Below are 13,469 nucleotides of genomic sequence, written 5' to 3'. Positions count from 1 at the left end.
GATGAATAGCACTACCGATATTCCGATGGCCGAGCACGAATCTGCCATGAAACTCAGTGCAGGCCTGCTGAACGACGATGCCGCTCTTCAGGGTTTGGAAGAACTCATGAGCAAACTCGAGCCTCTATTGGCAGGGCGCCGCCTGAACCGTGTCGTAGACATGCTTTCCGCGGCTGCCGATGCGGTCGATATGAGCGATGCGTACATGGTCGAAAAGCTGGCCAGAGCTTTTGAAGAAAGCGTATCTGCAGCATGGTCAGCCGGAAACGCGGCCCGCATGGCCGCAGCCCGCATGGAGCGACTCGAGACAACACCTACTTTAATTGGCCTTCTTCGCATGGCGGGTGAGCCAGATGTGCGCCGTGGGTTGGCGTTCCTGCTATCCATGGCTGGAGCATTGGGCCGGCAACATGCCTATGACCCTATCGACTACACAGCGGACTGAAGCCAAGTCCTTAGCAGTTCTGGCCCCAGCCCCTCCGCCGCAGCCGGTCTTTCTTTTCTGGAGAGGCAATCAATCTATGAGGCCTTGCCTCCTGAATAGTTGTGCCGCCTGCGCAACGCCAATCCTTATCCCCCGAATCCCTTGGACAGATCAGCAAGGCACTGGAAGAGCACTTTGCACCATCAGTTGCAGTCGTGAAGCAGATGAGCCAAAAACCTTTGCAATCAAGCCGCCATGTCCACCGATTGCATTCGCCGGGGTGCTGCCACACATTCACAAATCCACCACGGATGACGGGCCAGCGCCCCTCGGGGCCGCAGGAAAGGATGGCTGGCACGGCGCTGCTCTTGCCGTAGTGATGCCGCACACCGTCTGCTGGCGAGGCAGCCGCAGCTCTGTCCTGACAGCACTTGAAGGTGCGCGCCGCTGACTGCATGCAGGTAGCTCAATGCAAAAGCCCGACCACTATCACGAGGCTCTCAAGCACCGGGCAGCCTGTTTAGCGAGAAAGTAGAGCCTCAAAACAGTCTGCGCTCGCTGCATAGCAGCGAGCTGCAAAAAACAAAAATGCCCCACAAGCAAACCTGTGGGGCATTTTATAAACTGGGGTGGCTGATGGGACTCGAACCCACGACAACAGGAATCACAATCCTGGACTCTACCAACTGAGCTACAGCCACCGTAGAAGTCTCTATTCTACTTCAGAATTTGAGCCATCAAATCAAAATTGAGAGCAATAAACACTGAACTAGCAACGATTCAAGGCAAACACCTCTCATCAAATAAAAACGCTCTGCGCTGCAGAGCGTTTTTGAAATTCTGGGGTGGCTGATGGGACTCGAACCCACGACAACAGGAATCACAATCCTGGACTCTACCAACTGAGCTACAGCCACCGTAGAAGCATCTATTGTAATGCATAAATCAGGCCGGAAATAAACTCATGCCTGATTTAAATGCCTTACTGAGGACGCGGCACCTTGATCTGGACCTTGAAGGTCTTCTTCAACTGTTCATAGTAGGCCATGACTTCAGCCATGGAAGACCACTGCGTGAACTGCGCCTTTTGCTGCTCCAGCACCTGAGCATCTTGCGCAGGACGCTGGGCAATGCGATTGACCTTGATCACGGCATAACCTGCATTGCCAAGGTCGACACCCTCCCATGCAGGCAGGGCATTCGTGGGGGCACGCAATGCCGCATCCAGCACTTCACGCGGCAGGTCCCTGGCTTGATCGCGACCCACCTCGACAGCCGCAGGCAGTTGAGCTGCTTCAGGCTTGGCCTTCCATTCGGTCATCTTGGCCTTGCCTTCCTGCTTGGCCAGCTCTGCGGACTGGTGCGCCACATATAGCTGCTTGAGTTTCTCACCCACTTCATCCATGGACTGGGTGTGCGCAGGAGCATAGCTCAGCACACGACCAGCCACCAGGTTGCTGGGGGCCAGTTCCACTGCGTCGGTATTGCGCTTGTTCTCCAGAGAGTCTGCGGAGAACAATGCCTCAAGGAAACGCTTGTTGGCCAGAGGACCTTGCGCATCAGGGGCTGGCTCACGCGTCACGTTCTCGACCTTGTGAATGCTCAGCTTGAACTTCTCGGCCACAGGCTTGAGGCTTTCGGACTGCTCGTAAACGGCGTTGGAGAAGGCTTCGGCCGCCTCTGCAAACTTGCGCTGAGCCTGTTGTTGCTTGAGATCTGCTTCCAGCTTGGGGCGCATTTCCTCGAACGAGGGCACCTTGGGCTGCTTGATGCCGGTCAGCTCGATGATGTGAAAGCCAAAGTCAGACTCGACCACATCGCTGATGTCGCCCTGCTTCATCTTGAAAACGGCTTCTTCAAATGGCTTGACCATGGCCTCACGGCCAAAGTAACCCAGATCACCGCCATTGGCAGCAGAGCCGGGATCCTGCGAGTTGGCCTTGGCTACCTGGGCAAAGCTCTTGGGATCTTTGCGCACCTGGGCCAGCAATTGCTCAGCCTTGGCCTTGGCTTTTTCACGCTCGGCAGCCGGAAGATCCTTGGCCGCATTGATCAGGATATGGCTGGCACGACGCTCTTCGGGTCCAGCAAGACGGGCAGCATTTTCCTTGTAATAGGTGCGCAGGTCGTCTTCGCTCAGAACAATGCCTTGCTGTACAGCGGCCAGGTCCAATTGGACATATTCCACCGTTGCTGCCTCGGGCTGTTTGAACTGGTTGGTGTGTGCTTCATAGAAAGCCTTGAGCTCGGCCTCCGTGGGCTGGACCTTGCCTGCAAAGGCACTGGCATCAAACCGGGCAACTTGAATTTCTCGGCGCTGATACAGGGCGTCCATGGCCTGCTGCAACTGCGCGGCAGTCGTGAAGCTTGTCGAAGAGACGGAACCCAGTACCTGATTGAGTGCCAGTTCACGACGCAGATTGGCTTCAAACCCTTCGGGAGTCATGCCCTGCGAACCGACCAGAGCCTTGTAGGCTTCAGCATCCAGCGAGCCATCGGGTTTTTGCAAGGATGCAATCGCGGGGATTTCACGCAAGGTACGCACCAACTGTGCATCGGGCGTTGTCAGGTGCATCTTGGCGGCAGCAGCTGCCAGCACGCGATCACGCACCAGCTTCTCCAGCGTGGCATAGCGCGCCTCTGGCGAGTCGAGCAGCTTGGCATCCATGGTCGGATTCTGCGCACGCAGGCGGTCGCTTTCAGCCCTGTGAGCGTTGTCCCAGTCCTGCTGGGTGATGTCATGCCCATCCACGCGGGCCACAGTCTGGCTGGACTCGGTGAAGTAGTTCTGGTTGACTCCGACAAAAATGAAAGAGGGAATGATCAGCAAGAACAACAAGATCATCACGAACTTGGAATGCTTGCGGATGGATTCGAACATGGTCAATCTTTCTGCGGCAGCAAAAATAAAGGCGAACTTGCGTTCGCCTCATTAACAATGGTGAAAGCCGTGCGACCCGCTTGCGCCACCGACCGGGCCTCTACAGGGCACTGATGCTCTACAGAACTGCCATCCAACCTCCACCAACAGGGTTAGGCTAATCCTGTCCATTCTAACTGCCAGCTTTTCCATTGCCGCTGTCTAGCCAGGGCATCTTGCATAGAAATACCCCGAACAACCGTCACCTCCAGTAGCAATAGACGCCAAAACTCAAAGAAGGCTTTGAGCTCTCCAAGCCTTCTTTGCGCTGTAGCGGCGGGTACTGAATGTCTCGAACCGCCTAGCCACTCTGCGCAAAGGTTTATATCTTCATAAATATCCGCAACTTGCAGTGGTCTCCAGCTTTCCTTCCCAACCACACTCGAGGATGACGCACATGCACATGCACACGCACACGACTGCTGCTGCATGCGCTGTTTGACGCCCGGTCCAGGCACCGGAAACTGCTTGCAGATCCCCTGATCCAATACCGTCCGGCGTCCTCCTTGACCTCGTCGTCGGCATCTCAAGGACGACACCCTGACAACCCGATGCGAAGAGCTGGCTTCGACAACGTGATCCTGCGCAGTCTCTACGACACGTTCTCCCAGCAACTACCCTGGGAATGGCTCTTTGACCGCGACATGCGAGCCATCCTTGACCTTCACCCCGCAGCAAAAGCTGTGGGCGGCTTTGTGGACGTAAAGCACTACGCCCTGCATGAAGCAAGCCATGAGGCCAAGCAACTGGCAAAGTCACTCACCCTCCTCCAAAGCCTGATTGCCAAGGGGACCTGTGAAATGGCCGCATACCCGCACCCTAGCCCTCGCGCTTCTGATAGCACCGCCCCTGAAATAAAGCCACTGATCGCGCTGACCCTCTTTGGCTTCTTCTGCCTGATTGGCGTGCCCGTGGTGAACGCCAATACGCCAGATGCCTGGCCGATGTGAGTGCGATCGACTCAATTGAGATAGCTGCTTGCGCTTTACAGACAAGTGCTACGAAGCGAAACCATGAAAAATCTCGTTGCAGGACTGCTCCTGACCGCCGCCATCTGCATGGGCCGACCAGCACTCCCGCACAAGCAGATGAGCCAATCTTTCCCATCAAGACGCTGAGCGATGAATGCACGTGCCCCGGCATGCACACCGAGCGGCTGGATGAAAAGACCGTTCAATGCCTGAAAGTGAAACAATGACCAGAATCCCCAGTGAAGCAAGGTGCTCGGCTGGCCAGTCCTGTCACCTGGAGAGCCTGCAGAGCGCTACATCCCGCCCAGGACAGCTATGACAGCAAAGAGCTGCGGCGCACACTGGGCATTCCTGATAGCCGCTTCCGTGTGTTTGAGCTGCCAAGCCGCACCCATGTCTACCCCAACGGCACGCGGCTCCCCCTACCCCACCTCAACGACAACACGACCCGCTGCTCAGCGGGTTTCGCTTTTCTGGAACTCAGGTGCTCAAGAGCATGATCATTTACCGCATTGCCAAGAGCTGGCAAGACAATCTGCAGGTGTTGGACGACGCCCTGCAAAGACAGTATTCGAGGAGTGCTGCGCGCCCCACGAACGCGCCGCTGGCTGAGCAATGGGCCATGCGCTTCATGACCGAGACCAAAGTGCTGCCAGCCAGCGTGCTCAACCGCAAAGTCAACGAGAAGGCCAACCGCCGCAAGCCTGGCAAGAAAGAGCTCCGCGATCTCAAGGATGAGCCTAAGCTGAACCTGCTGCCCATGGTCTTCGCCAATGGCCGACATGCGCGCCCAAGGAGCGGAGTTCTAGCGCCAGCGTCGCCTGGCATCCAAGGCGAAACCTGTGTCTGTTCACAAAGGCTGGCGGGTCTCCGGCATCCGGCCCGGGAAGCTGGATGAGGCAAGGCAGGCCCATGAGCGGCTTTGTCAGATGGCACAGAAGGCAGACGACAAGCCACCAAAGCCCTTCGACAAAGCCTCATGGCTTCGCACTGCAGTACGCAGCAAGCCAGCCGTACATCCTTCAAAAGGGCGCCCAGCAATGCAAGGAGCTGACCATAAAAGCAGACTGGCATTCAGATTCAGGAGATTAAAAAGATCACTGCATAAGCTTCAAAAATCGCACGGAAGTTGCATGCCAGCGATGAATGCGAATCAATAACCTGGAACGATTTTCATTCATGGAAGAAAGTCTTGGCATTGACAATTTTTGACTGATTTACCACTCCAAACAAGAAGCAGGCTGACATGGATGAGGGAGGACGCACGCTGTAATAAATTGTGACGCCAATAGCGGAACACATTTGCGGTGCAAGTAGATTGTCGCTTTGCGCTCAAGGAACAGGCGTTACCGCTCTTCGATCGAGGAGGCTCTGGTCATATGTTCGCGAATAACGACCTCTTGGTTCTGACGCCACCTTTGGCGATCTTTGTTCTGGCAGTCATATTGGTCGCTGCCTGGCTCGCCCAACGATCTCAGCGCTTTCTGCTCTGGCAATCTTGCGCCTATTCACTCACTGCACTGCCTCTCGCCGCTCAAACCTTGATGCCCCTGGAGGAGCTCACTCGCTACGCACTCCTGCTTGGCAGTTTCTACCTGCTGAGCGCTTGGTGCCTTGCGAAAAGTTGGGCAGAGAGATGGCGTGTATCGGCCCAGCCACTTGTAGCGCTACTGATTGCCGGTATCACGTTAGCTGCGCTGTATTACTTTAGCCGGATCAGCCCCAACGTCTGGGCACGAGTGAACTCCTTCAGTGTTGGTTCAGGCCTTGTTTTACTGCTACCTATCCTCCAGGTCTATTCAAGGAAGAACTCATTTGACTGGCTCGACAAGTCACTGCTCTGGCTGAGCATGATTTTCACAGCCTACACCCTTACTCGACCCATGATTATTTCGCTGCTGGGATACCCGGATCCGCGGTCATTTCCAAGATCGCCGTATTGGCTCTTGACACTGGTGAGCATATTGAACTTCGCGATACTCTTTACCTTGGTCATGACCGTCATTGCCGCAAAGGAAACCGTTGGCAAACTACAGAAAGAACGTGACCTTGATACTTTGACCCAGATATTGAATCGCAGATCCTTCCATGAATATGCCCTGAAGCTTTTAACCGACATGAGGCTCTATCCCATGGCGGTGCTGGCCTGTGATATAGACCACTTCAAACGAATCAACGATACCTGGGGCCATGAATATGGCGATAAGGTGCTGCAGCTTGTCTCCGCGACTCTGCAAAACCATGTACGAGAGCGCGACCTCGTCGCACGGTTCGGCGGTGAAGAGTTTGTGATTCTGTTGATCGACATCGCACTGCGAGATGCAGAAGAAATTGCTCAACGCATCCGACAAGACCTCCGGTCGAATAAAGACCTTCTTCTCTCTGGCACAAAATTGACCATGAGCTTTGGGATTTCATCGATCACCGATCCGTCCCAGCTGGACCATGCCTTGAGAGAAGCCGATCAGCTTCTTTACCAGGCAAAAAATGCTGGACGTGATCAAGTGCATGTATCGGGAGTGAGTTATCCAGATATCTCTATCGAGAGCACTCATCCCAGCCTCGACCCATAGTGGCAAGATGACCTGCCGCAGCGCTTTATGAAAACCCTGTAGCGGGAGCTTTCCCAGCCGCCACTGAGCGGACTTCTGGCGTTCCGGGGAGCGATGCTCAAGAACATGATCATCTAGTGCATTGCCATCGGCTGGCAGGGCGATCTACAGGTGCAGGAGGATGTACCCCGCAACAGACTTTCTTTGCCGACTGCGGCTCCACACAGGAACGTTCGGAGGTCGCCCATCTTTGCAACCGCTTGGCGGTCAAAGCCAGGAAGCCAGCATCACTTCAATATTCGAGCGTATTTTTTCAAGCGTCTCCTTGAAGCGCTTGCCCTCCTCGGCCAGCTGCTCGCAATCGGACTCTTGCTTGCTCTTTAGGGCCGCGAGATGCAGATCCAACTTAGCGCGCTGCCTCATGGCTTGATCCAAAAGCCTTTCAGCTTCCACTTGATCGGCTGCGTTCGCACTCATTTTCTGTGCACGCTTCATCAACACATCGATATGAACCAAGTCCGCTTCAAACTCGCGGATGTGTCTTTCAGCCATCTGTTCTATCGTTTCCATGGCGACCTCCTAGCTAGGGACCGTCGCGTGAAGAGTCCTGCCAAATTGGTTGATATTCCGATCTTCTCGGAACACCCCCATCAAATCAGCCATCCCCTCGCAATTGCCCCAATCTATAAGGTACCGCATCTGCCCAGCCCGCAACAAGTGAGCGCCACCCAACACCATGAGCCCCATGCGCAAAACCGCTGGACTGGAATCTTCAGCACCAGCAATCTCCAACTTCTCAAGCTGAACAGCCAGCCACCAAGCGGGCTCGTTTTCTGGAGCTCATGCTTACACCTCAATTCGAGCGGGCACTGCCTGCCAAGCTGATGATTGGCCTGTTGATCGGTGCCTGTGATGCCTGCACAGGCATTGAGCATGCCAGCGGCCGCTCCATTGACACAGGGATCAACCATGACCCCGACGCAATCGGTGCGCACGATGCCAACACGCCCCCCCCGAAGACCTGCCACTATCGCCCGGACATTCGGGAGATATGCCGCGCGAAGCTACAGGCGGGTAGCCGTAGACCTGCTGAACGTATCCGGCCCAAGGGCGAGCGCGAGGTAGCCGCAGGCATGGTGCTGCGCATGCTCATGCAGCGTGAGCGCCATAGCGTCCAGGACTTCCCGCCGGGCTACATCATCGATCACCCGGCTGCAGACTAGCCTTCCACAAAAACGGCCCGGGAGCGAGCGGCCGGCAACAGCATCAACCCTCTGGCTGATCGTGGCCGGGAACAGCAACGAAGCGAGCCCGCACAAACAACCAAATGAGCAGACTCCTAGCAGTCCTATCCAAGTCCCAGTCTTTAAGGCCGTGGATTTGGATTCGCAGGAGATGGCTCAGGCCTCGGGACTGCTGCTCCAGGATCTGGCTGTGGTCGCTGTATTCCCTCCATTGCCGGCGGCCGCGTTTCCAGTTCAGGCTTTGGTGCTTTGTCATCGCAGGCGCTCAGCGCGCCAGCGGTCACCAGCAACGCGATAGCAGATAGAGATTTCATGATTGGCCTCCTGTCATCGAACACATGAGCATGCTAGGCCGAGCAGTTACGCGAAATGGAGCCAATTTTGCAAAACTCACACCCAGAGACACTCATCGGCATTCGCTCTGATTTCACCTTATTTATGCCCGTCCGATGAGCGAGACACCAATCTAGAAAGCTCCAGAGACACCTGAAAAGCAGGTATGAGAGCGAGAGCGTAAGAAGCCCGAAAAGATGTAACCCCGGCCCGCCGCCGCGGGCTTTTCTCAAGCGGCCATGAGCTCTCCTGCCGGGCGCCACGCCAGACTCAGGCAGCTTGGCAAGCAACGATTTTCGGTTGGTAGAGGCGGCTTGTGGCGGCTATTCGGGTTGGTAGAGAGGGCAAAGAAAAAGGGCTTAGATCGCTCTAAGCCCTTGATTTCTTTAGTTTTTTAGTGGTGGGTCCTGACGGTCTCGAACCGCCGACCTACTCCGTGTAAAGGAGCCGCTCTACCAACTGAGCTAAGGACCCACTAAAACTGGGTGTCAGTTCAGAGCATCTTTCAATGCTTTGCCCGGACGGAATTTAGGCACCTTGGCCGCTTTGATCTTGATGGAATCGCCGGTGCGAGGATTACGACCGGTGCGAGCTGCACGCTTGCCAACAGCAAATGTGCCAAAACCAACAAGCGATACTGTACCACCTTTTTTCAGTGTTTTCTTCACTGCGTCGATCGTGGAGTCCAGTGCACGCGCAGCTGCGGCCTTGGAAATATCGGCGTTGTTAGCGATGTGCTCAATCAGTTCGGTTTTATTCACAAGATGCCTCTCGAGAAATAAGTGAATGGAATGTCTCTGCAAACGCAGACCTTGCGTAGCAAGAAACCAGTCGCGATAAAGACGGAAGCCAGCCTATCAGTTTCTGCGTATGGGCAAGCCCATTTCTACCTGAAGCCGCTGACATTTTTGACGCCAACTCGCGCTGCGCATTCCAGCGACAGAACCAGATTCTATGCGGTTTTTGAGCGGGTTCGGCCATCCACAGCGGCTTTTTTCAAGCTTCTTCCGTGTCGGCTTCACCGATTGACAACAATTGACAAAATCTGCAGTCCGATCAAGTCATGCGATGCGCTGCCGCAAAGTCTTTTTGCTGCTCCGAAAGCAGCCCGCCAGATAGCAAAAAGCGCTTGATGAACAAGCGCTTTCAGAAAGCTCCACTTCGGATTTCAGAGCCTGGCACGAATTTCGGGCAATGCCTTTTGCAGGTAGTAGACCATGGACCAGACGGTCAGCACCGCTGCAATCCAGATCAGCCACTGCCCCCAGACGCCGGTATCGATCACTCCGAACGCCACTCCGTCATAGAGCAGAAAGGGGATGGCCACCATCTGGGCCATGGTCTTGGCCTTGCCGATCATGTGTACGGCCACGCTCTTGCTGGCACCGATCTGAGCCATCCATTCACGCAGCGCCGAAATTGCGATCTCGCGACCGATGATGATGAGGGCCACGAACACATCGGCGCGTTGCAGATGAACCAGTACCAGCAGCGATGCACAGACCAGGAATTTGTCGGCAACGGGATCTAGAAAAGCACCGAATGCCGATGTCTGATTGAGCTTGCGCGCCAGATAGCCGTCAAACCAGTCGGTGGCGGCAAACACGATGAACATCACGGTGGCGATGAGATTGCGGGTCGCCTGATCCAGCGGCGCGTAAAACACCCCCACGATGAGCGGAATCGCCACGATCCGCGTAAGGGTCAGCACAGTAGGGATGGTGAAGAACATGGGTGTCATTGTGTCACGAGCACGCAGCGCCAGCGCGGATTTGCGCTCGCGCAGCCTGCATCAATGCAGTGCCTTGTAGATTTCTTCGGCCAGCGTTGCGGAAATGCCCTCCACGGTCATCAGATCGTCCACACTGGCATCGGCCACGCCGCGCACGCCGCCAAAACGCTGCAGCAATCGCGCCCGTTTCTTGGGCCCCACGCCCGCAATATCTTCCAGACTGCTGCTGCCTGTGCGCACCTTGGCGCGAGCCGCGCGCATGCCGGTGATGGCGAAGCGGTGCGCCTCGTCGCGAATCTGCGCCACCAGCATCAGCGCCGCCGAGTCATGACCCAGGTAGACCTTGTCGCGCCCATCGGCAAACACCAGCTCTTCCAGGCCGACCTTGCGGCCCTCGCCTTTTTCCACGCCCACGATGCGCGACAGATCAAGGCCCAGTTCCGTGAAAACCTCGCGCGCCATGCTGACCTGGCCCTTGCCGCCGTCGACCAGCACCAGATCCGGCAGATGCGGCTGCTTGCCGGTCAGCTCGGCGCCGCCCGCCTCGCGCTGCGCCTCGGCCACGGGCTTGTAGCGACGAGTGAGCACCTGGCGCATGGCCGCATAGTCGTCGCCGCCGGTGATGCCTTCGATATTGAAACGGCGGTAATCGCTGCTCTGCATCTTGTGGTGATGGAACACCACGCAGGACGCCTTGGTGCTTTCACCGCTGGTGTGCGAGATATCGAAGCATTCGATGGTCAGCTCGTCGAGATTCTCGACCGGCAGATCCAGCGCCTCGGCCAGGGCGCGCGTGCGCGCCTGTTGCGAGCCTTCCTCGGCCAGCAGGCGGGCCAGCTGGATGTCGGCATTTTTCTGTGCCATCTCCAGCCAGATGCGGCGCTGCTCGCGTGGTTGCTGGACCACGGTGATGCGCACGCCAGTCTGCTCGGTCAGCAGTTCCACCAGCCGCTTCTCCACGGGATGGCTGACGACAAGCGTGGGCGGCACGGCCACGCCGACATAGTGCTGGGCGATAAATGCCTCCAGCACCAGCTCCTCCACGGGCCGCGCCTCGGCTGCGGCGTCCACCTCTTCCTCACTGGAGTAGACCGATGCGGCATCGCCCAGATTCGCCGGAAAGTAAGGCCTGTCGCCCAGGTGGCGGCCGCCGCGCACCATGGCCAGGTTGACGCAGGCACGGCCGCCCTGCACGCGCACGGCCAGGATGTCCACATCCTTGTCGTCCGTGGTTTCGATCGCCTGCTGGTGCAGAACGCGCGACAGGGCCGTGAGCTGGTTGCGCACCTCGGCCGCCTGCTCGAACTCCAGCCTGTCGGAGTGCGCCATCATGCGCGCTTCAAGCTGCTGCAGCAGCTCGCTGGTTTCGCCGCGCAGCATGGCCTCGGCATTGCGCACATCCAGCGCATAGGCCTCGGGCGATATCAGATCCACGCAGGGGCCGGTGCAGCGCTTGATCTGATAGAGCAGACAGGGGCGACTGCGGTTGGCGAACACCGTGTCCTCGCAGGTACGCAGCCGGAAGACCTTCTGCAGCAGCTGAATGCTTTCCTTGACCGCCCAGGCACTGGGATAGGGGCCGAAGTAGCGGTGCTTCTTGTCCACTGCGCCCCGGTAGTAGGCGATGCGCGGGAACTCCTGAAACGCCGGTTCGCCCTCCTTGCCGTCGCGATGGGCCACACCGGTGATCTTGAGATAGGGATAGCTTTTGTCGTCCCTGAACAGGATGTTGTACTTGGGGTACAGCGTCTTGATGAGGTTGTTTTCCAGCAGCAGCGCCTCGGCTTCTGAGCGCACCACCGTGGTCTCCAGCCTCGCGATCTTGCTGACCATATGGCCTATGCGCGTGCCGCCATGCTCCTTCTGGAAATAGCTGGAAACGCGGCGCTTGAGGTTGATGGCCTTGCCCACGTAGAGCAGGACACCGGCAGCATCGAAATAGCGATAGACGCCCGGCAATGGCGGCAGCGCGGCCACCTGGGCCAGCAGTTCGGCGGAATGCGTGGAAGACATGGGCGCTATTGTCTGCGCATGTGGACGAATCCGGCAGCAAGCGGTGCAAACGACCAGACAGCCTGTAGCACCTCAACAAAAGGAGCTGCCAGCGCTTTATCACATTTAATTTCAGATAGTTTTCAACCTGAAATCCTTGTTAAACAAGCGATAGCAGCTCCTATTTTAGAGCAAAGGGATTCGAGGCAACCCCTGCAGCCCGCCGCTTACTCGGCTTCGATTTTGGACGACTTCACCACCTGCGCCCAGTTGCCGTATTCGGTCTTGACCATGGCCGCCAGTTGCTGCGGGCTCATATAGTCCGCCGTGGCGCCCTGCTCTTCGGCCTTTTTCCTGAAGCCAGGATCCTCCACCACCTTCTTGATATCGGCAGCCAGCTTGTCGATCACGGGCTGCGGCGTGGCCTTGGGCGCAAACACGGCAAACCAGGACGTGGCGTTCACGCCCGGATAGCCGGCTTCAGCCGTGGTGGGTACATTGGGCAGGCTGGGCAGGCGCTGCTTGCCCGTCACTGCCAACACGCGCAGCTTGCCGCTTTGCACATGGGGCATGAAGGGAGGCGCGGTGCCGAAGGTCAGGTCCACCTGGCCGCCCAGCAGGTCCTGCAGCGCCGGGCCCGTGCCCTTGTAGGGCACGTGCACCATCTTCACGCCGGCCTGCTGCTCCAGCATGGCGCCCGTCACATGCTGCAGCGAGCCGTTGCCCGACGAGGCATAGTTGAGCTTGCCAGGATTGGCCTTGGTGTAGTTCACCAGTTCGGCCAGCGTCTTCACCGGCAGTTCGGAGCGCACCACGATGATCTGCGGAGCCGACAGCACATTGGCGACGGGGGCAAAGTCGCCCTGCTCCCAGCTCTTGGCCTTGGTCAGATGCGGGGAGATGACGTGATAGCCCGAGTACTGCATCAGCAGCGTGTAGCCGTCGGCATCCGCGCGTTTGACCAGATTGGCCGCAATGGCGCCGTTGCCGCCACCCTTGTTGTCCACCACCACCGATTGCCCCATCACCGGCGCCAGCGCCTGTGCGGCCATGCGGCCGGCCAGATCGGTGGTGCCGCCTGCGGCTGCGGGCACGATCATCAGCACGGTTTTGCTGGGATAGCTGCCCTGGGCCATGGCCGGGGTGCTGACCAGACCGGCGGTAGCCGCAGCCGCAGCCGCAGCCGCAGCCAGCATGAAATAAAGGCGTTGACGTTGAACAGTCATGTTTGTCTCCTTGTTGGAATGTTGAACCGCACCAGCTCCTTCCCCCGAAAGAGCCGCTGCAGCGGGGGCGAAAAC

10 protein-coding genes, 3 tRNA genes and 1 pseudogene are annotated in these 13,469 nt (G+C 57.4%); 5 read left to right on the top strand and 9 right to left on the bottom strand.

Annotation, left to right across the window (positions count from 1 at the left end):
• Position 1: 1 nt before the first annotated feature.
• On the top strand, positions 2-445 hold the full coding sequence (locus JAO85_RS00480; protein ID WP_202787222.1) for a DUF1641 domain-containing protein: 444 nt from the start codon (positions 2-4) through the stop codon (positions 443-445).
• Positions 446-1,049: 604 nt separating this feature from the next.
• On the opposite strand, the gene JAO85_RS00475 is transcribed toward JAO85_RS00480, so the two are convergent.
• The 3 genes from JAO85_RS00475 to JAO85_RS00465 all read right to left on the bottom strand — a co-directional run bounded on the left by JAO85_RS00475 (position 1,050) and on the right by JAO85_RS00465 (position 3,305).
• Positions 1,050-1,125: transfer RNA gene (locus JAO85_RS00475), tRNA-His, on the bottom strand.
• A 140-nt stretch (positions 1,126-1,265) separates the two neighbouring features.
• A tRNA-His gene (locus JAO85_RS00470) sits at positions 1,266-1,341 on the bottom strand.
• Positions 1,342-1,406: 65 nt separating this feature from the next.
• Entirely contained in the window at positions 1,407-3,305 is a 1,899-nt protein-coding gene (locus JAO85_RS00465) for a SurA N-terminal domain-containing protein (RefSeq protein ID WP_202787221.1), read from the bottom strand.
• A gap of 545 nt (positions 3,306-3,850) precedes the next feature.
• Between JAO85_RS00465 and JAO85_RS00460 the strand changes: the two genes are divergently transcribed.
• The 3 genes and pseudogenes from JAO85_RS00460 to JAO85_RS00450 all read left to right on the top strand — a co-directional run bounded on the left by JAO85_RS00460 (position 3,851) and on the right by JAO85_RS00450 (position 6,888).
• Positions 3,851-4,294 carry a 3'-5' exoribonuclease domain-containing protein gene (locus tag JAO85_RS00460; protein ID WP_202787220.1) on the top strand — a complete coding sequence of 148 codons (444 nt, stop codon included), beginning with the start codon at positions 3,851-3,853 and terminating at the stop codon, positions 4,292-4,294.
• Positions 4,295-4,799: 505 nt separating this feature from the next.
• Positions 4,800-5,084, top strand: a pseudogene (rdgC, locus tag JAO85_RS00455) (recombination-associated protein RdgC); the annotation flags it as partial.
• 610 nt (positions 5,085-5,694) lie between these two features.
• Complete coding sequence (locus tag JAO85_RS00450) at positions 5,695-6,888, top strand: diguanylate cyclase (protein ID WP_054073940.1); 1,194 nt, start codon at positions 5,695-5,697, stop codon at positions 6,886-6,888.
• A gap of 246 nt (positions 6,889-7,134) precedes the next feature.
• On the opposite strand, the gene JAO85_RS00445 is transcribed toward JAO85_RS00450, so the two are convergent.
• Positions 7,135-7,437 carry a hypothetical protein gene (locus JAO85_RS00445; protein WP_202787218.1) on the bottom strand — a complete coding sequence of 101 codons (303 nt, stop codon included), beginning with the start codon at positions 7,435-7,437 and terminating at the stop codon, positions 7,135-7,137.
• 272 nt (positions 7,438-7,709) lie between these two features.
• Between JAO85_RS00445 and JAO85_RS00440 the strand changes: the two genes are divergently transcribed.
• Entirely contained in the window at positions 7,710-8,090 is a 381-nt protein-coding gene (locus JAO85_RS00440) for a hypothetical protein (RefSeq protein WP_202787217.1), read from the top strand.
• Between the two features lie 752 nt (positions 8,091-8,842).
• On the opposite strand, the gene JAO85_RS00435 is transcribed toward JAO85_RS00440, so the two are convergent.
• From JAO85_RS00435 to JAO85_RS00415, 5 genes are all read right to left on the bottom strand, one after another.
• A tRNA-Val gene (locus JAO85_RS00435) sits at positions 8,843-8,918 on the bottom strand.
• Between the two features lie 14 nt (positions 8,919-8,932).
• Positions 8,933-9,205 carry an HU family DNA-binding protein gene (locus JAO85_RS00430; protein ID WP_003056615.1) on the bottom strand — a complete coding sequence of 91 codons (273 nt, stop codon included), beginning with the start codon at positions 9,203-9,205 and terminating at the stop codon, positions 8,933-8,935.
• Positions 9,206-9,612: 407 nt separating this feature from the next.
• A complete protein-coding gene (gene pgsA / locus JAO85_RS00425; protein WP_003066269.1) occupies positions 9,613-10,176 on the bottom strand; it encodes a CDP-diacylglycerol--glycerol-3-phosphate 3-phosphatidyltransferase in 564 nt (187 codons plus the stop codon).
• A 60-nt stretch (positions 10,177-10,236) separates the two neighbouring features.
• Positions 10,237-12,189 carry an excinuclease ABC subunit UvrC gene (gene uvrC / locus JAO85_RS00420; RefSeq protein ID WP_202787216.1) on the bottom strand — a complete coding sequence of 651 codons (1,953 nt, stop codon included), beginning with the start codon at positions 12,187-12,189 and terminating at the stop codon, positions 10,237-10,239.
• Positions 12,190-12,395: 206 nt separating this feature from the next.
• Complete coding sequence (locus JAO85_RS00415; RefSeq protein WP_202787215.1) at positions 12,396-13,394, bottom strand: tripartite tricarboxylate transporter substrate binding protein; 999 nt, start codon at positions 13,392-13,394, stop codon at positions 12,396-12,398.
• Positions 13,395-13,469 lie beyond the last annotated feature (75 nt).

Origin of the sequence: Comamonas sp. NyZ500 (assembly GCF_016772095.1) — a bacterium.
Taxonomy (GTDB): Bacteria; Pseudomonadota; Gammaproteobacteria; order Burkholderiales; family Burkholderiaceae_C; genus Comamonas; species Comamonas thiooxydans.
This window is presented reverse-complemented; position numbering and strand designations above follow the sequence as displayed.

Bases quoted from the DNA above. Each gene is read 5' to 3' on its own strand.
- JAO85_RS00480 (WP_202787222.1), top strand. From the start codon at position 2: ATGAATAGCACTACCGATATTCCGATGGCCGAGCACGAATCTGCCATG.
- pgsA (WP_003066269.1), bottom strand. From the start codon at position 10,176: ATGTTCTTCACCATCCCTACTGTGCTGACCCTTACGCGGATCGTGGCG.
- uvrC (WP_202787216.1), bottom strand. From the start codon at position 12,189: ATGTCTTCCACGCATTCCGCCGAACTGCTGGCCCAGGTGGCCGCGCTG.
- JAO85_RS00445 (WP_202787218.1), bottom strand. From the start codon at position 7,437: ATGGAAACGATAGAACAGATGGCTGAAAGACACATCCGCGAGTTTGAA.
- JAO85_RS00440 (WP_202787217.1), top strand. From the start codon at position 7,710: ATGCTTACACCTCAATTCGAGCGGGCACTGCCTGCCAAGCTGATGATT.
- JAO85_RS00465 (WP_202787221.1), bottom strand. From the start codon at position 3,305: ATGTTCGAATCCATCCGCAAGCATTCCAAGTTCGTGATGATCTTGTTG.
- JAO85_RS00450 (WP_054073940.1), top strand. From the start codon at position 5,695: ATGTTCGCGAATAACGACCTCTTGGTTCTGACGCCACCTTTGGCGATC.
- JAO85_RS00415 (WP_202787215.1), bottom strand. From the start codon at position 13,394: ATGACTGTTCAACGTCAACGCCTTTATTTCATGCTGGCTGCGGCTGCG.